The organism is Pseudoalteromonas atlantica (genome assembly GCA_007988745.1).
Classification (GTDB): domain Bacteria; phylum Pseudomonadota; class Gammaproteobacteria; order Enterobacterales; family Alteromonadaceae; genus Pseudoalteromonas; species Pseudoalteromonas atlantica.
In genome coordinates, this window is the sequence record BJUT01000002.1 from 1 (window position 1) to 23,519 (window position 23,519).

A 23,519-nucleotide genomic window follows, 5' to 3' on the forward strand; every position below is an offset into this window, starting at 1 on the left:
TAGTTAACGTTTAAGTTAATTAATACTATAAAAACCCGAGCTTAGCCTCGGGTTTTTTAATGCCTGAAATTTACGTCATGTGAAGGTGGCGCTATTACCTTTAGGCGTAGGTGCTATGTAGCAACGTTCAATGAGTAATAATTAGCCTAGCTAATGAATACTAAAAAGAGGTCACTTCGGTGGCCTTTTTTATTGCCTGAAGAAAAGTGATTAGTTTTTAGCTATCAGCTTTTAGCTGCTTGGCGTTAATGTAAATAATGTTGTTTGGGTTGGCTTTACAAAGCCCGAGTACAAGTGGTCACTGGTGTGTAAGGGGGCTTATTCAGTGAATAACTATCGACACTTACAGGGTATTAGCCTAAGCTAAAAATGGCTTAAATTTACAACAGGAAATGGGCGATGAATAATAAAAATAACTATCCGAAAGGTATATTTTGCTGGGCTGAACTGTGTACTCATAATTGGCAAGACGGGAAAGCTTTTTATACCTCGTTGTTTGAGTGGGGAAATGACGATCAGCCCATTGGCGATGATGAGTATTACACTATGCTACAAAAGCAAGGTGACGATATTGCTGCCATGTATCAAATGCCTAAAGAGCAAGTGGCCTCTACGCCTAGCTACTGGCTTACCTATATTGCCGTAGATGATGTTGATGCATGTGCAATTAAGGCGCAAGAGCTCGGTGCGCAAATTATAGCAGGCCCTCATAATGTTATGGATGCAGGGCGTATGTTAATGCTTAAAGACCCCGCGGGTGCCACGGTGGCGTTGTGGCAAGGTAAAGAGCATATAGGATGTAAGCGTCCTTTTGAGCTCAACACGCCTTATTGGCATGAAATGGCAACGCGCGATAGTGAAACAAGCCGTCATTTTTACTGTGAACTACTGGGGTGGAAAAGTGAAACAAAACCTATGGAAGGTATGGATTACACCTTGTTTTTAGTCGCAGGTAAGCCGGTAGCAGGCATGCTACAAATGACTGATGAATGGCCACAAGACGTACCTCCCCATTGGATGATTTACTTCGCCGTGGATAACTGCGATAGCTATGTAAAAAAAGCGGCGACTCTTGGAGGGCAAGTATGTGTACCTGCCACAGATATCCCTGATGTAGGGCGTTTTAGTGTCATTTGCGACCCTCAAGGGGCTGTATTTTCTATTATCGAATCGGCAATGGATGATATTAAAGCTTAGTCATTAACGGCGCTTAAGGCTAAATTTTAGACTTTAGTGTGGTTATTTAGGCGCAGTAATTATGTGCTTTTTTGCTATAATGGCGGGTAATTACACCGTCAGTCAGCAAGAGAGTACAATGGAATTTGAACAAGATAGTAAATTAACCTTACCGTTATTTATTTTAAATGAGTCGCTTAGTGAGCGAGATGTAGAAAAGCCCGATTTAGACATTTCATTTGCTCTTGATGATGAGCTACTGACGCAGATATGCCAAAACCCAGCACCTGATAGCAGTATCGCTATTAGTTTAAAAGAGTATGAGCTTGCGCCGCATAGCAGCGAATTTAATGCGTTATTAAACCAAGAGCACGATGCACAAATAACGCTGACCCACGGCCCACTGTTAAGTGTGGTGTTAAATACCCACGACAACCAGACTTTTGTCTCTCCACAAATGGATATGATGCCAACCTTCGACCTGGGTGATGAGGATGAAGAATGAAAAAAATTCTGATCAGTACATTCGTCCTTATTATCCTCAGCGGGTGTGCTTATTTAGGCAATGCTCACTACAACGACTTATTTGGTGATGAACAAACGCAGCAGCGTATAGTGCCGCATGATACAGGTGCTGGTGCCGAGTTTTTGCAAGAAGTAAAACCTGTGCTAGATACACGCTGTGTAGTATGCCATGGCTGTTATGATGCGCCATGTCAGCTAAAGCTTTCTTCCCCTGAAGGGATAGATAGAGGGCTAAGCAAAGAGCTTGTTTATGATGGTACACGGCTATTAGCCACTACACCAAGCCGGTTATTATTTGATGCAACCAGCACTGAGCAATGGCGTAAAAAGGGCTTTACTCCAGTACTTAACGAACGTGACCAAAACCCAGAAGCAAACCTTGCCGGTGGGGTGTTATTTAATTCATTAGTGCTTAAGCAAAGTGCACCCTTACCAGAGAATGAAATTCTTGATGACGAATTTGACTTTTCACTTAGCCGCTCTCAAACGTGCGCCACTATGGGAGAATTCGATCGTTTAGCTGCAGAGCAGCCTCATGGCGGTATGCCTTACGGTTTGCCGGGCGTGTCTAGCCAGGAATTTTATCATTTACAAAAGTGGCTTAAAGACGGTGGAAAAATGGCGCATATTAAACCGCCCACCAAAGCCGAGCTAACAAACGTTCAAAACTGGGAAGCGTTTTTAAATCAAGACAGCTTAAAATACCAATTAGCCGCACGTTATATTTACGAGCATTGGTTTTTAGCCCATATTTATTTTGGTTCTGATAAACCACAGAGCTTTTTTAAACTGGTTCGTTCAAGTACGCCGCCAGGCGAAGAAATTAAGTTAATTAATACGCGCCGACCATACGATGACCCTAAAGTAAGCCGTGTGTATTACCGTTTACTACAGGACCGCTCAACTGTTTTATCAAAAACACATTTACCGTTAAAGCTTGATGATGCAAAGCTTGCACGTATTTATGAGCAATTTATAGCTCCCGATTATACGGTTACTAAAATGCCAAGTTATAAGAGCGAGGCGGCATCTAATCCTTTTAAAACGTTTGAAGTAATTCCTATTAATTCTAAGTATCAATTTATGCTTGATGAAGCTGAGCTAATTATTATGGGCTTTATTAAGGGCCCTGTATGCCGCGGCCAAATTGCACTTAATGTGATTAACGATCATTTTTGGGTTGCCTTTGCAGACCCTGAAAAAGTCGCGACTCCAGCAGTGGAAGATATGTTACTTCAGCACGAAGAAGCCCTTGAATTACCTGCAGCAGAAGAAAGCAATGCATTGCCTATCTCTAGCTGGGTTAAATACTCAGTGCGTGAGAAAAAGTACTTACAAGCCAAAGTTGAGCTGGCTAACGAGATGTTTAAAAACGGAGAGCATTTAACCACCGACCTATTGTGGAAAGGTGAAGGCCATAACAAAAATGCCGCGCTTACAATATTTCGCCACTTTGATAGTGCTACGGTAGTGAAAGGCTTTATTGGTCAAGAGCCTAAAACTATGTGGGTGTTAGATTATGCGCTATTTGAGCGTATTCATTACTTACTTGTTGCAGGCTTTGATGTATACGGAAATATCGGCCACCAATTAGTGACCCGCCTATACATGGACTTTTTACGTTTAGAGGGTGAGCAAAACTTTTTGGCTTTATTACCTGAAGCGAAGCGCCATCAAATTAAAAAAAGCTGGTATAGAAAGTCTCCGCCAAGCTTATCTAAGTTTTTTAAAAACAATCGAGAGTTTAGCCAACCTAGCGGTATTGAATATAAAACGGATGACCCACAACACGAGCTGTATGGGTTAGTTAAGCAAACTTTAGCGCCAGTACTGAGTGAGCACTACGACTACACAAAAGTACCCACGCCATTAAATGCACTGAACAATATGCCAGCTAAGGCTATAAATTTATTACCGCAGTTATCGTATATTTTGGTTAAGCAAGACGATGCTTCACATAAAGCTTACACGCTTATTCATCACAACGCGCATTACAATATTTCCAGCTTATTAAATGAAGATGGGCAGCGCGCTTATGATGAAGATACCGCCACCCTAGTGCCAGGTTTTATTGGCGATTACCCTGCGGCTATTTGGTATTTAAATGATCAAAATGAAGTGGGTGAGTTTGCACAGCTATTACCTATGATGCAAATTGAAGCAGATTATGCTGCATTAAAAGTAAAATTTGGTATTCGTCGCTCACATCCAGAATTTTGGAAATACAGCGACATAATGCACCAATTAGCTAAAGAGTATCGCGGCGTTGAATTTGGTATGTTTGACTACAACCGATTAGAAAATCGCTAACTGGTAATTACAAAAGTGTCGCAAGTATTGCCCTTTTTGCCTCACACTTAATACATTTAGCCCAGTCATGTTACTGGGCTTTTTATTTATATAATTACTAAAGCTGATGTTGAGTTTTCTATATATAGGCTACACTTAAAATAAAAAAGCGGCCTTGTATGTTTAAAATTATTGCCAATGTAAGACAGCGTTACCGATGGGCGCTTATTGCTATTGCTCTGTTAATAAGTGGCTCAGCATTATTGCTGCAGTATGGCTTTTCTGTACAAAAGTACGATGCCAAAATTATTAATATGGCAGGTAAGCAGCGCATGCTCTCGCAAAAAATTGCTTGGCATAGCAATGCACTTCTTTCATCACGAATCGATGTTGCTACCCATACCAATTCCCTCGAACACTCTCTCGCACAATTTAAAACAGCTCATGAGGTATTACTTACCAAGCAAGGTAGTAGTTACCGTTATTTAACGCCAGAGTTAGTAAAGTTATACTTTGCTGAGCCAGCTAATCTAGATAGCGAAGTGAATGAATTTATTGCCCAAGCTAGCTGGCTGCTGTATCAAAAAGGCGAGGTAGACACACAGGTGCTCAACGTAGCACATGTAGAAAACCTGCTAGCTAAGCTTGACCGCGCGGTTACTTTATTTGAGCAACACGCAGTAAAAAAAGTTAACCGCGTGTCTAATTTAGAATTGCTGTGCTGGTTAGTCGCCATGGTGTTATTGCTCGTTGAGCTAAGATTTGTGTTTATGCCGATGGAAAAAGAGGTGGAACGCACCTTAACAGCTCTTCAAAAACAAAAGGACTTTGTAGCGCAAATGAGCCAAAACAAAGAGCACTTTATTGCCAGAGCAAGCCACGAATTTAGAACACCGTTACAGGGATTAATTACGTCGATTGATGAGCTAACCATCAATGCCGAGCAGAAAAATATTAAAACGCAAGCAAGCTACTGCGCCCTTAGACTTCTATCTATGCTTGATGAGCTACAAGACCTACAAGCACTAAGCACAGGAAAGTGGGCGCCAATTCTTAAAAACGAAAACCTTTTAGAATCCATAAACAAAGTGGTATTGGCGTATGAGTATGCAGCGCAGCAAAAAGGGTTAACATTAATCACTCATTTTGATGAGTCTCTTAATTGTTTTTGTAAGTTAGATCATCAGCGCTTACAGCATGTATTAACCGAGCTAATTAGCAATGCAATAAAGTTTACCGACAAGGGCGAGGTTGAAGTTGCTGCAAACATGCAAAACTCGCAATTACAATTAACAGTTAATGATAGTGGGTGTGGTTTTTCTAGCGAAATAACAGAACTGGAGTTTGACTCATTTAAACAAACTAACCACTTTCAAGGCCTAAGAACGGGATTAACACGGGCGCAGTATGTTGTTAAAGCGCTGCATGGTTCGCTTTCATTTAAAAACAACGCAGCGAGTGGCGCTCATGTTACGCTTAACTTGCCGATTGAAATTACTAACCAGCAAACAGAAAGAGAAGTCGAAAAAAAGCTTTTTTGCCTTGTGGTTGAAGACAATGAATTAAACACCTTGTTACTCACACGTATTTTGGCAACGTTAGGTGTGGACTATGAATGCGTTGTAAATGGCCTAGAAGCCTGCGAAAAGGTAGGTAAGGCTGACTATGACGTGGTGTTTATGGATTTAAACATGCCGGTCATGGATGGCTTTGAAGCGACTAAAAAAATACGCAAAGAGCTAAATAAAACCATGCCCATAATCGTTGTTACAGCAAATACTTCAGCCGAAGACATGGACTTGATTTATGAATATGGCGCGAGTGAGCATATTCATAAACCCATAAGTAAGCAGGCAGTGGCTGATGCATTAGTAAATGTGTGCATAGCTAATGAAATAAATTAATACGCAATTAAATACGCTTGCTAAAGCAATTTACTATACGTTAAGTTGTTTATTTAGCTTATGGTGAAGGCAGTATTGTGCAAAGTATTGTATTTGAACAATTTAGTGGTTATTTAAAAGGGCAAGGTAAAAGCCGTTTCACAATTAATGACTTAAGTTGGCAAGTGAATGCTGGTGAGCACTGGCTATTATTAGGCGCTAATGGCGCAGGTAAATCGGCATTGAGCGCCGCATTAACGGGTGAAGCTAAGCAGCAAAGTGGTACTTTTAAAAGTACCTTTAATAGCACGCAGCTTGTGTCATCTGATGTGCAAAAGCAGTTAATCAAAAACGAAATTGAGCATGAACATCACAGCTTAGTAAAAGATTTTATCTTCCCTCAAAATAGTAGCTACAATCATGAGCTACGTACAAAACTAATAGATGCCTTTAATTACAGCGCCCTTTTAGAGAGGCATTTTAGAGATCTCTCTACCGGCGAAACCCGTAAACTCCTACTTATAAATGCGCTAAGTAGTCATGCTGATTTAGTGGTACTAGATGAGCCATATGATGGCTTAGATAAACATTCGTCTGAGGTGCTAAACACTTTATTAGAAACACTTAGCTCAACAATTAACTTTGTGTTTGTGTTAAATAGGCTTGATGAAATCCCACCGTTTATTACTCATTACGCTTATGTAAATCAGGGGCAGTTGCAGCATGTACTTAATAATCCAAACGCAGAGCAGCGTGCTGACTTGCTTAAACTACTGCATTTAACCCATACCGCTTTAGAAATACCTCAACCGGATGACTCCCAAGGCCGTGCAGAGTATACCGCCGATACATTGGTTAAGCTTAGTAATACAAAGGTTAGCTACGCTGGGGTTGATGTATTTAAAAATCTCAATTGGCAAATTAATAAACATCAACACTGGCAATTGAGTGGTAAAAATGGCTCAGGTAAAACCTGCTTATTAAATTTAATCACTGGCGATAACCCTCAATGCTACAGCAATGATATTCAGGTATTTGGTTTTAAACGCGGAAGTGGTGAAAGTATTTGGGATATAAAACAACATATTGGCTATATATCAAATGCACTGCATATGGATTATCGAGTAAGTATATCGGCATTGAATACGGTTATTTCTGGATTTTACGACAGCATTGGTTTATATCAAAAGCCAACAGAGTCACAGGTAAATACAGCTAAGCAATGGTTAGCGCTGATTGGGTTAAGCGATAAACAAAATAGCTCATTTACGCAACTTTCATACGGCGATCAGCGTATGCTATTAATAGTGCGTGCTATGGTAAAACACCCCACGTTACTTATTTTAGATGAACCTTGTTTGGGGCTTGATGAAGCAAATAGACAGCGAGTACTAATATTAATAGAGAAAATTTGTGCCGCAAATACCAGCACCGTTATTTATGTAAATCACCATGCGGCAGACAAAATTAAAGGGATTGAGCATTACTTAAAAATGGAAGATTTTAATTAAAGGCTGGGCTGAATATGCCCAACCTTTAACGCCACGTTATAGGCGAGTAATGGTAAAGCCTGCATCAGTTAACTGTTTAATTAAACCGTGTTGCTCTGGTAAGTGCAGCGCGCCTACAGCAATAAATAGTTTTTCGTTAGTTAAGCGAGGCACTAATTGCTCCACCCATTTATTATTACGGTTAACTAGCATAACTTGCTCGCTTATTTCACCGTAGTTACTCTCGTCAAAACTCATGTTGTAGTATTCAGTCAGCGTATCCATATCACCATTTTTCCAGGCGTTTACTAACTTAATAAAATAAGTATTAATATCGGCAAGCTGTTCAAACGTTTCTTCAATCATTTCATTACTAAGCAAAGCCATGCCATCAAACATTTGCAGTTGCTGCTCTAGCGTTTCTAACTCTCCAATCGTGATATTTTGCTTTTTAGCGTAAGCAAGTACTTGCTTGTCTATACCTGTTTGGTCAGAAAACCCTGCATTTTGAAATTCAATTTGCATCATGGTTACCATTACAGCCCAAGGTTTGAGGCCATTAAACATAGCTATATCAATCGATTTTTTAGCAAAGTAATCTTTAAGCTTATTGTAGTTTTGTTTTGAGAGTTCTGTTTGTAATGTTTTGCCATCTTTAAGCATCATAAAGGGCATTGAACGCTGCTGCATTTGCAAAGGCGTGAGTTTACTAATATCTACTTCAACAACAACTTGCTCGCTTTGATCTATAGCCTTAGTTACTTTTTCTGGTAAGCCTTTCATGCTGGCATCGCCTACGTGAACCGTGCCAAACAAGTAAGAGCTAGTACCGTTTTTTTCTACTTTAAATAATGCCGGCGCTGCGACACTATTAAAACTAGTTGCTATAAAAAGTGCCAGTATAAAGAACTGACTAATTCGAGAGAGGGCTTGCATGGCTTGTCCTTAAATCTAATTGAGTTGCCTAAATACTAGCTTAAATTAAAGCGCTTTAATAAACCTATTTGGTTATATTCAACACTTTTAAATGCGCTTATGAGTTTAGTTGCACTAGGGCACCTTATTTAAATAGGGTGAGTGTAATTGAGTGGTGCGTAATAGGGCTTGCGGAGTAAACCTGCCTAATTAGCAAAGTTTTAAGTTATTTACCGTGCTGCGCTGTTATTTGTACTACAATGTATCAAAAATTAATCAAGCCCTATATGGCTATTATGGGGCTAGTGAATTTACTTGCTGCAAATTAAGGTATAAATTTTTCATTTAAGCCTTTTATTGTGAATTTAAAATCCGTTTAAAGTCGCTTTTTGCTCTTTTGTTGAATTAAGTTTGGTGTTGACTTACTCGCCTCAGCGCGGTACAAATACATATACAGAGCGAAGAGTATTACTTCGTAACAAATGAACACATTTTGGTATTAATTACATGCTTACAAATGCACTTAACCTAGTCCTGATTATTATCGTGGTGATTATTCCCGCGAGGGCTTCGTAGTGCTATAAACTTAAGCATTAAAAAGCCCTCCGCACCTAACCGTTCGGAGGGCTTTTTAGTTTTAAGCACAAAGTTTTAAAGATTTTATACCAATTCGCTTAATTAAGTGATCTATTTTGAGGATAGATAAACGTGTTGATAGCTAGGCAAAAAATTCGCTATTTAGTTGTTCTAAATGAGAATTTTTTAACGCAGATAGCGACACTTTTAGCCCCCTAAAAATAATTAAGTATTATTGCGGATTGGTATTAGCTATAAGTTTTTTAAGTAAGTAGGTAATTGGGTTGTCACTGAGGAATGAGGATTAATTAATGACAGGCGCAGAACTAACAATCGATTTATTAGCCAAGCACGGCGTAAATGAAGTATTTGGCTACCCTGGCGGAGCTATTATGCCCATTTACGATGCGCTGTATGGCGCGCCTGTAAAGCATTACCTTACTCGCCACGAGCAAGGTGCTGGCTTTGCCGCAGTGGGTTATGCTCGCAGCACAGGCAAATTAGGCGTTTGTTTTGCTACCTCAGGCCCTGGCGCTACTAACTTAATAACAGCTCTTGCCGATGCAATGATGGACTCAGTGCCATTATTAGCAATTACAGGCCAAGTACCGACTGCCGCTATTGGCTCAGATGCATTTCAAGAAGTCGATGTACTAGGTATGTCACTGTCGTGTACTAAACATAGCTACATGGTAGAGCGCCCAGAAGACTTAGCTGAAATATTACAAGAAGCCATGCACTTAGCTCAAAGTGGTCGCCCAGGCCCTGTGCTTGTAGATATTCCAAAAGATATTCAAATGGCGCAAGTACCTTTTAAACCTTGGTTAGCTGCTGATGAATATTTACCACAACTTGATTTAAACCAAGTAGCCATTGCAAACCAGTTATTAACTGAAGCAAAGCAGCCAGTAGCGTATGTAGGTGGTGGCGTACAAGCCGCCGATGCGCAAAATGAGTTAATGCAGTTTTTAAACAAAACACAAATGCCAGCGGTATCAACATTAAAAGCGCTAGGCAGTGTGTTACCAGATTACGAGCACTACTTAGGAATGTTAGGCATGCACGGCACACAAGCGGCTAACATAGCAGTACAAGAGTGTGATGTACTTGTATGTATAGGCGCGCGCTTTGATGACCGCGTAACGGGCAACTTAGCCAAATTTGCAGCCAAAGCAAAAGTAATTCACTTAGACATTGACGCGGCCGAAGTAGGTAAACGCAAACCTGCTAAAGCGTCCTTAATTGCTGATCTAAAAACCTCATTACCCGCACTTGAGTGTGTTGTAACACCTAAAGCATGGTGCGATACAAATAAGCTCATGAGCGAAAAACACGCATGGCGTTACGACTACCCAGGCGAAAAAGTATTTGCCCCGTATTTATTGAACCAGTTAAGCCAGCGTATGCCAAAAACAGGCGTGGTGTGCTGCGATGTAGGCCAGCACCAAATGTGGGTGGCGCAACATATGAAATTTAACCACCCAAGTAATCACTTAAGTAGTGGTGGCGCAGGCACTATGGGCTTTGGTTTACCAGCGGCTATTGGCGCACAGGTAGCACGCCCAGATGATTTTGTAATAACGGTGTCGGGTGATGGCTCAATCATGATGAACATTCAAGAGCTTGCCACTATACGTCGTAACAATTTACCAGTAAAAATACTAATATTAGATAACCAACGCTTAGGTATGGTTCGTCAATGGCAGGAACTGTTTTTTGAAGGGCGTTACTCTGAAACCAATCTTTCAGATAACCCTGATTTTGTTCAGTTAGCGGCGGTATTTGGTATTCCTGGGCAAACTATTACTAAAGCCAACGAAGTAGACGATGCAATCACTGCACTGGTAAACAGCGAAGGGCCGTATATTTTACATGCCTGTATAGATGATAAAGAAAACGTATGGCCGCTTGTACCACCAGGGGCTGCAAATGACGAAATGATTACGGAGAAAGCACAATGAAACACAGCTTAACTATTGCATTGAAAAACCAAAGTATTGCGGTGGAGCGCTTTTTACGTGTTGTGCGTCACCGTGGTTTTGACCTTACGCATTTTCAGCTTAATACAGATGAAGCTCAATATACGATAGCAATGACGGTTGATAGCGATAAGCCTATTCATCTATTAACCAGCCAGCTAAATAAGTTGGTAGACGTGAAAGAAATCAGCTTAGAAAATTTACAGCAACAAGCAGTGTAACTGCTAACGAAACACATTTACGCGTTACTGAATATAACCATCAGTAACTCAACAATTTTTAGAATGAGGAATGCCCGCTTACACAGCGGCAAAACAGAGGTAACTATGGCTAAATTAAGAAGTGCAACAACAACTGAAGGACGTAAACGCGCAGGCGCACGTGCATTATGGCGCGCAACAGGCATGACCGACACCGACTTTGGTAAACCTATTATTGCTGTAGTTAACTCGTTTACGCAATTTGTACCAGGGCATGTACACCTTAATCAGCTTAGTGAGCTAATGGCGGAAACAATCACGCAAGCGGGCGGCGTTCCAAAAGAATTTAACACCATCGCAATTGATGACGGTATCGCAATGGGCCACGGTGGTATGCTTTACTCACTGCCTTCTCGCGACTTAATTGCAGACTCTGTTGAGTACATGGTTAACGGCCACTGCGCTGATGCGATGATCTGTATTTCTAACTGTGACAAAATCACCCCAGGGATGATGCTTGCAGCGCTACGTTTAAATATACCGGTTATTTTTGTATCGGGCGGGCCAATGGAAGCGGGTAAAACCAAACTTGCTAACATCGATATTAAACTAGATTTAGTTGATGCCATGGTAAAAGGCGCTGATGAAACAGTAAGTGATGCTGATTCAGAGCAAGTAGAGCGCTCTGCGTGTCCTACCTGTGGCTCGTGTTCGGGTATGTTTACTGCCAACTCAATGAACTGTTTATTAGAGGCTATTGGCCTTGCACTACCGGGTAACGGCACAACGCTTGCAACTCATAAAGATCGTAAGCAACTGTATGTAGAAGCCGGCGCTCGCATTGTTGACTTGTGTCGCGAGTACTACCAAAAAGACAACCACGACGTGTTACCGCGTGCAATTGCAAACAAAACAGCCTTTATGAACTCTATGGTGGTTGATATTGCTATGGGTGGTTCATCTAATACTGTATTGCATTTATTAGCAGCGGCACAAGAAGCCGGTGTAGATTTTGATATGTCGCACATTGATGAGCTATCTCGCAAAACACCATTTTTATGTAAAGTGGCCCCAGCTACACCTGAGTACCACATAGAAGATGTGCATCGCGCTGGTGGCATGATGGCAATTGTACGTGAGCTAGGTAAAGCAGGTTTAGTTGATTTATCGGTAAACCACGTAGCGGGTATGACGATGGGTGAGCTTGTTAAAAAGTGGGATGCGACTGACCCTACAAACGAAGCAGCACAAAAGTTTTACCGTGCAGGCCCTGCCGGTATTCGTACTACAAAAGCAATGAGCCAAGAGTGCCGTTGGGATGAAGGCGATAACGACCGAAAGCATGGTTGTATCCGTAGTGTTGAGCATGCCTTTAGACAAGATGGTGGCTTAGCTGTGCTTTCAGGTAACTTAGCGGTTGATGGCTGTATTGTTAAAAGTGCAGGTGTAGTTGACGAAATGCTGCATTTTGAAGGCACTGCCGTGGTGTACGAATCACAAGATGATTCAGTAGAAGGCATTTTAAACGACGAAGTAAAAGCCGGTGATGTTGTGGTTATTCGCTACGAAGGCCCTAAAGGCGGCCCAGGTATGCAAGAAATGCTTTACCCAACGAGCTACTTAAAATCAAAAGGCCTTGCTGAAAAATGTGCCTTGATCACCGATGGTCGTTTCTCGGGCGGCACTTCTGGTTTATCAATTGGCCACATATCGCCAGAGGCGGCAAGTGGCGGTGCTATTGCGTATGTTGAAAATGGCGACAAAATTATCATTGATATCGCAACACGTGAAATCACCCTTGCATTAAGTGATGAAGAGCTAGAAGCACGTAAACAAAAGCAATTAGCGCGTGGTAAGCAAGCGTATAAGCCGCTTGATCGTGACCGCTATGTATCGTCGGCATTAAAAGCGTATGCATTACTTGCAACCAGTGCCGATAAGGGCGCAGTACGTGATTTAGCCAAACTGGAGGAGCTTAGCTAATTATGGTTTCTCAAGAGCTCGATTATTTTCGCGCTATTATTCAGGCCAATATGGAACCGCTAGCTAAAGTAACTGAGGTCAGCGAAATGCGCGACCTCAGTGATAAATTAGGCAACCATGTTTGGTTAAAGCGTGAAGATCAACAGCCCGTGTATTCGTTTAAGTTACGCGGTGCTTATAATAAATTAAACAAGTTACCAAAAGGGTCTGTTGTTATTACGGCATCTGCGGGTAACCATGCACAAGGTGTGGCGCTTAGTGCTTCACATCTTGGCCATAAAGCCACTATTGTTATGCCAGTTACCACGCCTGAAATAAAAGTAAGTGCGGTACGTGCGCTGGGCGGTGAAGTGGTTTTACATGGCCATCATTTTGATGCTGCAAAAGCACATGCACTTGAACTAACAGAGCAACGCAATGGCGTATTTGTACCGCCTTTTGATGACCCTGACGTAATTGTGGGGCAAGGCACAGTGGCTCGCGAGCTTATGCAGCAACTCAACGAGCTTGATGCGGTATTTATCCCTGTTGGCGGTGGTGGCTTACTTGCTGGTATGGCGGTTTATATCAAATCATTACGCCCTGATATAAAAGTCATTGGCGTAGAAGCTGACGAAAGTGCATGTTTACAAGCCGCGCTTAAAGCGGGCGAGCCTGTTGAGCTTGACCGTGTTGGCAGTTTTGCCGATGGCGTAGCGGTTAAAGTTATTGGCAGCGAAACATTTCGCTTAGCGCAAAAATTTTGCGATGAAGTTGTAACTGTCAGTGGCGATGAAATTTGTGCCGCCATGCAAGATATTTTTGTCTCTACTCGCGCGATTTCAGAGCCCTCAGGTGCACTTGCAACCGCAGGGCTTAAAAAGTGGAGCCAGCAATCGGGCTTAAAAGGGCTGCATTTAGCAGCGGTGCTTTCGGGTGCTAACTTAAACTTTGATCGCTTACGTTATGTGGCTGAGCGTACTGCGCTAGGTGAAAAAAACGAAGCGCTACTTGCGGTGACCATTAAAGAAGAAAAAGGCAGCTTTAAGCAGTTTTGCACCTCTTTAGGTGGTCGGGCTATTACTGAGTTTAACTACCGTTATGCAGGACCAGGTGAAGCGCAAATATTTGTAGGTATTGCCCTGCGCCAGGGTGAGCAAGAACTCAACGAGCTAAAACAAGACCTAACTAACAACGACTACCAATTTTACGATTTATCAGATAACGAACTCGCTAAATTACACGTACGTTATATGGTAGGGGGTAAAGCACCGGAGCAGTTACACGAAAGGTTATTACGGTTTGAATTTCCGGAATACCCAGGAGCCCTTGCGCGCTTTTTAGATACCCTAGGTAGCAATTGGAATATTACTTTATTTCATTATCGCAATCATGGGGGGTCTATCGGAAATGTACTGGCGGGCTTTGCTATTGAGCCAAGCCAATTTGATATGTTTAACGAGCACTTAAATCGCTTAGGTTACAGTGTACAAGATGAAACACATAACCCGTGTTTTACGCAGTTTTTAACCTCTCAGCCACAAAGCCCAAACGTTGACAATTTAGCCTCAGCTTAGGGTTTTTATAAGCAAGTATGCACGTTTGCATGCTTGCTTTATCGTGTGTTTTAAATATAGTTACAGCTAATGACTACTATTTGGAACACCCAGTTGCTTATTAAAGGATTAATATTTGTAATTTTGCTTTTTTGCAGCCAACTAATGGCTCAAGAATCAGTCACTTTACAACTAAAATGGACCCACCAGTTTCAGTTCGCCGGCTATTACATGGCTCAGCAAAAAGGCTACTACAAAGACGCCGGACTTGATGTAACCATACGCGAAGCCAATCCTAAAATGCCTGACACTTTCACGCCTGTAGCAAGTGGAGAAGCCCAGTTTGGCGTAGCGCATTCGGGTATTTTACAACAAAGAGTAAACGGCCAACCGTTTGTAGCAATGGCGGCTATTTTACAGTTTTCCCCGTACTGTTGGATGGTAAAAGACAGCTCTGATATTTTTCATCCTCGCGATTTTACCGCTAAACGTATTACCGAAGTGAGTAAAAAAGACAGTACCGAGCTGCTAGTTATGCTTAAACGCAGCGGTATTGATATTGCTACCTTAGAAGTATACGAAGGCGATGAGCCTGCGCTACAAGCGTGGCAAGAAAACAAACTTGATGCAATGCAAGTGTATGTCACCACTCAGCCTTACTTTATGACTCAGCAAGGGGTATCGCACCGCCTTATATGCCCACAGCGCTATGGCATGGATGTGTATGGTGATGTGTTATTTACCAGCGAATCAATGCTTAAAAAGCACCCGCAAACGGTCGAAAAGTTTTACCAAGCGAGCTTAAAAGGTTGGCGCTATGCGATGATGAATATGGATGAAGCCATTGCAATTACTCAGCAAGTGTATGCGCCAAACAAAAGTTTTCATCAGCTAGCCTATGAAGCCGAAGTATTGAAAGACTACATAATGCCGCCTACGACCCATTTAGGGAATATGTCGATGGCCAAGTGGCGCTTAATTGCAGATTATTATGGTATTAAGCAAACGCAATTTGACGAGCACAAAGCTGGGTTTGTTTATAAATACCAAGAGCCAGAGCGATTACAACTGTCGTGGATGCTAATAGCCGCCTTTATTGTGAGTATTATTTCGATCCCCCTTTATTTGCGTTTAATACTTGGAAAAAAATAACCGCTTAATGCTGCTCTGCGCAACTGGTATAATTAAACGTCTTTTTACTATTTTAAGTTGTTATGAACCTAGCTGAGCAGTTTGCAGCACTCGATGCAGTGCTAATGAATACCCGCGAATATTGGCAATGTACAGCATTTGATTTTGATGAATTACCGTGGCCTGAGCTACAAGCGGCGTTAAATAACTTATCAGATGCAGATGTCGCAAGGCTTGATAACGATCAGCAACAGCTTTATCAATTTTTTAGCCCATTTATCGCCGGGGTAGAGCAGCTACCTGAGCTGTGTAATTTACCAAAAAGCCAGCAGCAACGTAGTGAATACCCGTTTTGGATAAGTAACGGTATTAAAGGGCGTAAGTTTGAGCAACTGCAAGACTTTGTTTCAGCATTAACGAGTAATACACAGCCTGTACTTGAATGGTGCGCAGGTAAAGGGCATTTAGGCCGAATGCTTGCTTATAACGGCGCGCAAAGCGTACACAGTGTTGAGCTACAAGGGCACCTTTGCGAGCAAGGAGAGCACAGTGCACGCAAGCAAGGTTTAGCGATGAAATTTAGCCAAGCTAATGTACTTGAAGATGAAACTCGCCATTTTTTTAATACCGACACACATGCGGTGGCACTGCATGCATGTGGCGCACTGCACCAAACATTTATGCAACACGCCAGCGCCGCTAGGGTAAAACGTATTAGTTTTTCGCCGTGCTGTTATCACTTATTTACCGATAGTCGTTATCAGGCAATGAGTGAGCTTGCCCTTGCTAGTAAGCTTAATTTAACGCACCGCGATTTAAAATTGGCGCTGCAAGAAACAGTTACAGCCCCTTCACGTGTAGCTAAAATACGAAAAACTGAGGTGGAATGGCGCTTAGGGTTTGACGCACTTCGAAAGTCACTCACTCATGAACATTATTACGTGAGTGTGCCTTCAGTTAACAAAGCCGTGTTCTCTGATACGTTTGCACAGTTTTGCGCTTGGGCGGGGGATAAAAAGTCTATAAGTATCCCTCAAGATACTGATTACGATAAGTTTTTATTAATTGGTAAGGCGCGTAAAAAAGTAACAGAGCGAATCGAACTGGTTCGACATGTGTTTAGAAGAGCAATAGAAGTTTGGCTTGTGCTCGATCGTGCTTTATATTTGCAACAGCAAGGTTATCACGTTTCAGTTACCACCTTTTGTGAGAAACAATTAACTCCTCGCAATATTTTAATTCTTGCAAACACCAACTAAAAAGGCGCTCATTATTTGTCTTTTCTGGGGTGTAATTTCTATCCCGTCCTAAATAAGAGATGCAATGAGAAAGCTAAAAAATTTATTCGAAAACAACAAACGTTGGGCTGCACGTACAACCGAAGCCAACCCTGAGTTTTTTAAAATATTATCAATGCAACAAAACCCAGAGTACTTGTGGATTGGCTGCTCAGACTCCCGTGTTCCTGCCAACCAAATTGTTGATTTACTGCCGGGTGAATTATTTGTACACCGTAATGTAGCTAATGTGGTGGTACATACTGACCATAACTGTTTATCGGTAATGCAATACGCGGTAGAGGTGCTTAAAGTAAAACATATTATGGTGGTTGGCCACTATGGCTGTGGCGGTGTACAAGCGGTATTAAATAACGCCAAATTTGGTTTTATTGATAATTGGTTACGCCATGTTGGCGATGTAAAAGAAAAACACTTAGAGCAGCTTAATGCAATGGATGAGCAACAGCGTTTAAGCCGCTTAATAGAGCTAAACGTTATTGAGCAAGTACGCAACGTGTGCAGAACAAACATAGTTCAAGATGCATGGGATAAAGGGCAAGAGCTCACAATTCATGGTTGGGTATATGGATTAGAGAACGGCCACTTGCACGACTTATCATCGGTTGTAACCTGCGCTGATGAAGAAGGCGATGTGTATAAAAAAGCCGTTGCACATGTACTCGCTAAAGCCGGTTGCGAGTAATTTAAACAATGACTAAAACGGCGATAATCATAGGGGCAACAGGGGTTGTGGGGAGTGAGCTATTAACGCTTTTACTGCAAAGCCCTGCGTTTGGCCATGTGATTGCTATAACTCGCCGTAAGCTGGACGTTGAACATACTAAGCTCACTAATCAGGTTATTGATTTTGATTGTTTAACCAACTACTGCGCGTTATTTAAAGGGGATGTGTTTTTTTCGTGTTTGGGCACTACTAAAAAGCAGGCTGGCTCAACCGCGGCGCAGCGTAAAGTTGATTTTGATTATCAGTTTATTGCGGCGCAAATGGCGGCTAACAATGCAGTGAGTCATTATTGCTTGGTGTCATCAAGCGGCGCTAATGCACACAGCATCAGCCCTTACTTAAAAATGAAAGGCGAGCTTGAGCAGCACATAAAAACGCTGGGCTTTGCAAAAGTAAGTATATTCCAGCCGTCTTTATTAATAGGTGAGCGAAACGATACGCGAATAGCTGAGCAAATAGGCGCATTTGTGTTACCTGTTATTACTCAACTTCCTTTTTTAAAACGTTATAAACCCATTAGGGGTAAGCAAGTGGCGCTAAAAATGTGCGCTGTAAGTTTGGCGCAGCAACAACCACTGCAATACTATGTATTAGAGGCACTTTTTAATACATAGTGGGTAAATGTTAAAACTAAAAGCAAAAAAGCAGCCTTGGCTGCTTTTTTTGTGGCTGAGTATACATACGTAAATACGTGCTACTCGGCGTTATTTTTAGCATTTAGTTGTTGCTCTAGTAACACAACTTTTGCTTCAAGCTCTGTGAGTTTTTCACGAGTACGAATAAGTACTTGGCTTTGCACATCAAATTCTTCGCGGCTAACAAAGTCCATTTCAGCCAGCTTATTTTGTAAAACTTGTTTGGTTTTACCTTCCAGTGTATCTGCTAGGTTTTTTACACCTTGCGGCATGTTGTTGGTGATTTGCTTAGCAATTTCTTCAAGTTTTGCTGGATTGATCATAATCGTCCCTTGCTGTTGCCCTAAAATGATAATGACTAATATTACCTTATACCTAAGGTATTTAATACATGATCACCACAATGGAATTAATTAATCTAATGGCTATGCCTGTATCTGTGGTTACGGTAAAATTAGCTGCCTTTTAAAACTCCATGGTCGTTATGAAACTCAATCCAAAACAAGATGAAGCAGTAAAATATATTAGTGGTCCGTGTTTAGTACTCGCGGGTGCAGGCTCAGGTAAAACGCGCGTAATCACTAACAAAATTGCTTATTTGGTGCAAAAGTGCGAGTACAAAGCACGTAATATTGCTGCGGTAACGTTTACGAATAAAGCGGCCAAAGAGATGCGCGAGCGTGTATTACAAACGCTTAATAAGCAAGAAGCGAAAGGGCTGTGGGTATCAACCTTTCATACCCTAGGGCTTGAAATAATTAAAAAAGAGCTCAAAACGCTTGGCTTTAAAGAAGGTTTTTCACTGTTTGATGACCAAGATACTAACCAGCTGTTAGGTGATTTAACCGAAGACGAGCTTAAAAAAGACAAAGACCTACTTAATCTATTGAAAATGCAAATAGGCAGCTGGAAAAATGAATTAATTTTACCAGAGCAAGCCATACGCGAAGCACGTGATGCGCAAAAGGCGTTATTTGCGCAGCTTTACGCGCGTTATCAAAACCAGCTGCGAGCATATAACGCACTGGATTTTGACGATTTAATAATGATCCCCACCTTATTACTGAGTAGTAATGCCACCTCACGAGAGCGTTGGCAGCAACGATTTAGGTATTTGCTGGTGGATGAATATCAAGATACCAATACCAGCCAGTACCAGCTTGTTAAGTTATTAGTAGGCGAGCGAGCGCGTTTTACTGTGGTAGGGGATGATGACCAATCTATTTATTCATGGCGCGGAGCCCGCCCCCAAAACTTGGTACTGTTAAGTAAAGATTACCCCGGGCTTAGGCTCATAAAGCTTGAGCAAAACTACCGTAGTGCCCAGCGCATTCTAAAAGCTGCAAATATTTTAATTGCCAATAACCCGCACGATATCGAAAAAAAGCTATTTAGTGAGCTTGGTTACGGTGAGCCGATTAAAGTGATTGGCTGTAGGGATGAAGAGCATGAGTGCGAGCGAGTTGTTGCTGAAATAATTTCTCATAAATTTATGAAGCGCACCAGCTATAAAGATTACGCTATTTTGTATCGTGGTAATCACCAGGCACGCGGTTTTGAAAAATCATTAATGAGTAACCGCATTCCCTATAAAATTAGTGGCGGAATGTCGTTTTTTTCGCGCTCAGAAATTAAAGATATTATGGCGTATTTACGCTTGTTGGTTAACCAAGACGACGATAACGCCTTTTTACGCATAGTTAATACGCCGCGCCGTGAAATAGGCACCGTTACACTTGAAAAGCTAGGCACACTTGCAAACGAAAAACACCAAAGCTTATTTGCCACCTGTTTTGATAACGACCTAGGCTACCGCCTTAAAGGGCGTGGCTTAAATGCGCTTTCGGGGTTTGCACGTTGGGTTGTTGAGCTTTCAGATAATGCAGTGCGAAGCGATACACTCGAAGCGGTAAAAGACTTGGTACGTAATATTAACTACGAAGCGTATTTATATGAGTCATCGCCAAGTGCCAAAGCGGCAGAAATGCGCATGAAAAACGTCTCTGAGCTGTATCGTTGGATCACCGATATGCTCACCGGAGATGCCGATAACGAACCGATGACCTTACCTGAAGTGGTCAGCAAATTAACGCTTCGCGATATGCTAGAGCGTAACGAGGAAGAAGATGAGTCTGATGCGGTACAGTTACTTACTTTGCATGCATCTAAAGGCTTAGAATACCCGTACGTATTTATGGTTGGGATGGAAGAGGGGTTATTGCCACACCAAGTAAGTATTGACGAAGAAAACGTAGATGAAGAGCGCCGTTTAGCATACGTAGGGATCACACGGGCCCAGCAAGAGCTGACACTAACGTATGCAAAAATACGTCGTCAGTTTGGCGAAACCTCACAAACAGAGCTAAGTCGCTTTGTGCAAGAGTTACCGCAAGATGACCTAGCGTTTGAAAACAAAAAAGCCCCAAGCTCGCAAGCTGAGCGCATGGAAAAAGGCCAAGCACGGGTCGCTAACTTAAGGGCGATGCTGAAAAAACCTAGTTAATAGACTGTGCGGCGTTGTTATTAGCCGCTACTGGCTCCGATAAGCCTTGCTGCTTAGCAACAAATAAGTTTAGTCCGTATTTATCTAGCAAGGCTCTAAAGTTGAGTATAGAAGGGCCTTTGGCAATAACTTTTATGCCTTTTAGCTGAGTGATTGCCAGTACACCTTGTAATTGCAAGTTAAAGCTTTCTTGTTGCAGTACGCGTTTACTAAAGGTTGAGCTAAGTAGTACATAATCGAAGGTAATGTCGGTCAGTGCATTTAGCTCACAGCGGTCTTTTGCAAAGTTATTTAAGCCAATGCTGTAGCCAAGCTGCGAGAGCTTTTTAAGGTTTTCTAGCTGAGTTGCACAGGCGTAACGTATTTCTTGGTCGTCAAACAATAAACACAGTTGGCTTTGCCCTTGCAGCTTACTTAATACCTCAGTAAATAAATTGAATTCAAGCGCTTCTAACAGTAACCCTGAGCATGGCAATAATACCATGGCTACATTTGCCGCTAAGGCATGGGAATAGGCGTGTTGTAATAGTTCTAATTCAACTTGGAGGTGCTGCTCTTTATCGGTTGCAAACTTTTTCAGTACTTCAAAACTGGTATAGCCTAATACAGGGTGTTCACCAAAGGCTTCAAACAGTGACTCTGATTGCTGTTGTTCATCAAGGTTTATAATATCTGCACTTCTAAAACTCATCGGAAGTGAATCAAGATGGTGCTGTGCTGGAGATTCTGCGCTTGTTAGTGTTTGTGTTAATAACGGGTGGAACAGCTCATAGCGGTCGCGCCCCGCATTTTTAGCATAATACATAGCAGCATCGGCATCGCGAATAATTTCATCGGTATGCTGATAACTTGAATTTGAGTACGTTATACCAATACTTGCACCACTTTGAATGCAGGTACCTTTACTGCAAAATGGCTTTTTCATTATATTAATAATGCGATCAGCTACATCTTCTGCTTGTTGTAGCTCTGTTAAGTGGGTAAGCAAAATTACAAATTCATCACCACCAAGGCGAGCGAGTAAATCGTGTTCGCGAATACAATGCGAAAATAAATCAGCCACACTTATTAAAAATTGATCGCCGGCATGGTGACCTAGTTGATCGTTTATATCTTTAAACTTATCTAAATCAATAAATAAAACAGCAAAGTGATGATCAGGAAAACGATGGTAATGCTGCAGTGTTTTTTCTAGCTGGGTTAAAAACAAGCTGCGGTTAGGCAGGCCCGTTAATGAGTCGTGATGCGCATCATGATAAAGCTGTTGCTCTACTTTTTTACGCTCATCAATTTGCATTTGTAAATGTAGGTTAGCTTGCTGCAGCTCTTTTGTTTTTTCGTTAACTCGATACTCTAACTCTTGGTGGCTAGATTTAAGTGCTTGAGTGGCTAATTTTGTTTGTAAAACCGTGGCAATTTGGTGTGATACAAACGTAATAAGCTCGCAGTCGTCTTTGCTAAAAATATGATTGTTATTATACGCTTGGCATGCAATTAAGCCGATAACTCCTTGCGATGTTTTAAGCGGTGCCCCTAGCCAGCTGGTGGCCATTTGCTCCTCTGGTACTGGCTTATTTCGTTGTACATCACCACTTTCTAATAGCTCTTTGGCTCTACTAGGGTGTATAAGTTGGGTCTGCTCGCTGCTAATAACCAGTTCACTATAACCTTTTGCAAACGGCCTCGGCTCGGTGTTGTCTTTAAATTCATCCACACAGTACGGGAAGCTAATCCAACCAGTCTCTTTGTTATAAAGTGCAATGTATAAGTTTTCTGCGTATGTAATGGTTTTTATTATTTGATGAATTTTTACATAGGCATCATCTAAGTTTTGCGCTTGCGTTGCCAACTCCGATATTTTAAACAGAATTTGTTGGCGTTGTAGTGCGCGTTTTCGTTGTTCAATTTCTAGGTTTAGCGCATCATTACTTTGCGTGAGCGCACGGGTACGAATTTTCACTTCAGATTCGAGCAGCTCTCTTTTTTTAACTCGCTCTATGGCTGTGGCTAAGTATAAAGACATTACCTCGAGTAAGTGCACTTGCTGGCTGCTGTAATCTTGGTGTTTATCGTAACTTTGCGCAGCAAGTACGCCAATAATGTTTTGCTCTTGATAGATAGGAACACCAACCCAGTACTCAGCAGGTGAGCCTAGTGCTTTAAACAAGCCGTTTTGTGCAGCGCTTTGCATCTCTTGTTTGGTAAAGCAGGTGGTTTTGCCAAGCTTATAAACGTAGCCTGTAGCGCCTTCTTCAAAACTATTATCTTGATTGAGGGCGACTGATATACCATCTTTTTCATCGCAAAAATAAGAAAGTTCCAAGGCATGAGTATATTGATTAGCAAGCACCACGTAAAAGCTTTTACTAGGTAGGTATGCTTGTAAAATGTCATGGATAGCGGGGTAAAGTAAGGTTAATTCGGCAACAGAGCTTGCTTGCTCTGATAGCTGGATCAGGGCATTTTGTAAGTGGTGAGATTGCTTATACTTTTCTAATAGCGCTTTAAGACGTTTATTTTGGTGCGCTAGTTTACTCGGTGCCGCGGGCTTATCTTCCGATGACATGAATCATATTATTTTATTATTGTATGTTTATTAAACGTATAATTTCACTTTTAGTTGCGACCGTCAAGTAACTAATGCCCTAAAATAGCAACTAAAAAGATTATTTTA

Annotated in this window: 17 protein-coding genes; 14 read left to right on the top strand and 3 right to left on the bottom strand. The window is 41.7% G+C overall.

Translation table 11 applies throughout. The features are described 5' to 3' along the window. Positions 1-399: 399 nt before the first annotated feature. From PAT01_RS02115 to PAT01_RS02135, 5 genes are all read left to right on the top strand, one after another. Positions 400-1,197, top strand: a complete 798-nt coding sequence (locus PAT01_RS02115) for a VOC family protein (protein ID WP_154944579.1) — start codon at positions 400-402, stop codon at positions 1,195-1,197. A gap of 118 nt (positions 1,198-1,315) precedes the next feature. After that, complete coding sequence (locus PAT01_RS02120; RefSeq protein ID WP_029774302.1) at positions 1,316-1,681, top strand: hypothetical protein; 366 nt, start codon at positions 1,316-1,318, stop codon at positions 1,679-1,681. Next, on the top strand, positions 1,678-4,011 hold the full coding sequence (locus PAT01_RS02125; RefSeq protein ID WP_154944581.1) for a fatty acid cis/trans isomerase: 2,334 nt from the start codon (positions 1,678-1,680) through the stop codon (positions 4,009-4,011). Before PAT01_RS02120 ends, PAT01_RS02125 begins: the two co-directional genes overlap by 4 nt. Before the next feature lie 158 nt (positions 4,012-4,169). Then, positions 4,170-5,894: a response regulator gene (locus PAT01_RS02130; protein WP_154944583.1), complete on the top strand. Its 1,725-nt coding sequence runs from the start codon at positions 4,170-4,172 to the stop codon at positions 5,892-5,894. Between the two features lie 77 nt (positions 5,895-5,971). Further along, on the top strand, positions 5,972-7,384 hold the full coding sequence (locus PAT01_RS02135; protein ID WP_154944585.1) for an ATP-binding cassette domain-containing protein: 1,413 nt from the start codon (positions 5,972-5,974) through the stop codon (positions 7,382-7,384). Between the two features lie 36 nt (positions 7,385-7,420). Here PAT01_RS02135 and PAT01_RS02140 read toward each other — a convergent pair whose 3' ends face one another. Then, positions 7,421-8,299 (bottom strand): TraB/GumN family protein, encoded by an 879-nt coding sequence (locus PAT01_RS02140; protein ID WP_004589293.1) that lies wholly within the window; start codon positions 8,297-8,299, stop codon positions 7,421-7,423. A gap of 866 nt (positions 8,300-9,165) precedes the next feature. Here PAT01_RS02140 and ilvG point away from each other — a divergent pair. The 8 genes from ilvG to PAT01_RS02180 all read left to right on the top strand — a co-directional run bounded on the left by ilvG (position 9,166) and on the right by PAT01_RS02180 (position 18,321). Further along, positions 9,166-10,815, top strand: a complete 1,650-nt coding sequence (gene ilvG / locus PAT01_RS02145; protein ID WP_004589294.1) for an acetolactate synthase 2 catalytic subunit — start codon at positions 9,166-9,168, stop codon at positions 10,813-10,815. Then, positions 10,812-11,054 (top strand): acetolactate synthase 2 small subunit, encoded by a 243-nt coding sequence (gene ilvM, locus PAT01_RS02150; RefSeq protein ID WP_004589295.1) that lies wholly within the window; start codon positions 10,812-10,814, stop codon positions 11,052-11,054. The genes ilvG and ilvM overlap by 4 nt, the downstream gene beginning before the upstream one ends. Before the next feature lie 105 nt (positions 11,055-11,159). Beyond that, positions 11,160-13,016 carry a dihydroxy-acid dehydratase gene (gene ilvD, locus PAT01_RS02155; protein WP_154944587.1) on the top strand — a complete coding sequence of 619 codons (1,857 nt, stop codon included), beginning with the start codon at positions 11,160-11,162 and terminating at the stop codon, positions 13,014-13,016. 2 nt (positions 13,017-13,018) lie between these two features. Beyond that, the gene (gene ilvA, locus PAT01_RS02160) at positions 13,019-14,572 is read left to right on the top strand and encodes a threonine ammonia-lyase, biosynthetic (protein ID WP_138577671.1); all 1,554 of its coding nucleotides are present in this window, start codon (positions 13,019-13,021) and stop codon (positions 14,570-14,572) included. 144 nt (positions 14,573-14,716) lie between these two features. Then, positions 14,717-15,703 carry an ABC transporter substrate-binding protein gene (locus tag PAT01_RS02165; protein WP_039972499.1) on the top strand — a complete coding sequence of 329 codons (987 nt, stop codon included), beginning with the start codon at positions 14,717-14,719 and terminating at the stop codon, positions 15,701-15,703. Positions 15,704-15,765: 62 nt separating this feature from the next. After that, positions 15,766-16,941: a methyltransferase gene (locus tag PAT01_RS02170; protein WP_138577673.1), complete on the top strand. Its 1,176-nt coding sequence runs from the start codon at positions 15,766-15,768 to the stop codon at positions 16,939-16,941. Between the two features lie 64 nt (positions 16,942-17,005). Further along, positions 17,006-17,665 (top strand): carbonate dehydratase, encoded by a 660-nt coding sequence (gene can, locus PAT01_RS02175; RefSeq protein ID WP_024032154.1) that lies wholly within the window; start codon positions 17,006-17,008, stop codon positions 17,663-17,665. An 8-nt stretch (positions 17,666-17,673) separates the two neighbouring features. Beyond that, positions 17,674-18,321 carry a Rossmann-fold NAD(P)-binding domain-containing protein gene (locus PAT01_RS02180; protein WP_138577675.1) on the top strand — a complete coding sequence of 216 codons (648 nt, stop codon included), beginning with the start codon at positions 17,674-17,676 and terminating at the stop codon, positions 18,319-18,321. 80 nt (positions 18,322-18,401) lie between these two features. Here the strand turns inward: PAT01_RS02180 and ubiK are convergent, their stop codons facing one another. Next, positions 18,402-18,665 carry a ubiquinone biosynthesis accessory factor UbiK gene (gene ubiK, locus PAT01_RS02185; protein ID WP_004589302.1) on the bottom strand — a complete coding sequence of 88 codons (264 nt, stop codon included), beginning with the start codon at positions 18,663-18,665 and terminating at the stop codon, positions 18,402-18,404. Positions 18,666-18,826: 161 nt separating this feature from the next. Here ubiK and rep point away from each other — a divergent pair, with 161 nt between their 5' ends. Next, positions 18,827-20,845, top strand: coding sequence for a DNA helicase Rep (rep, locus tag PAT01_RS02190; protein ID WP_004589303.1), 2,019 nt, complete (start codon positions 18,827-18,829; stop codon positions 20,843-20,845). Here rep and PAT01_RS02195 read toward each other — a convergent pair. Further along, on the bottom strand, positions 20,838-23,411 hold the full coding sequence (locus PAT01_RS02195) for a sensor domain-containing diguanylate cyclase (protein WP_154944589.1): 2,574 nt from the start codon (positions 23,409-23,411) through the stop codon (positions 20,838-20,840). The genes rep and PAT01_RS02195 overlap by 8 nt on opposite strands. Positions 23,412-23,519: the final 108 nt, after the last annotated feature.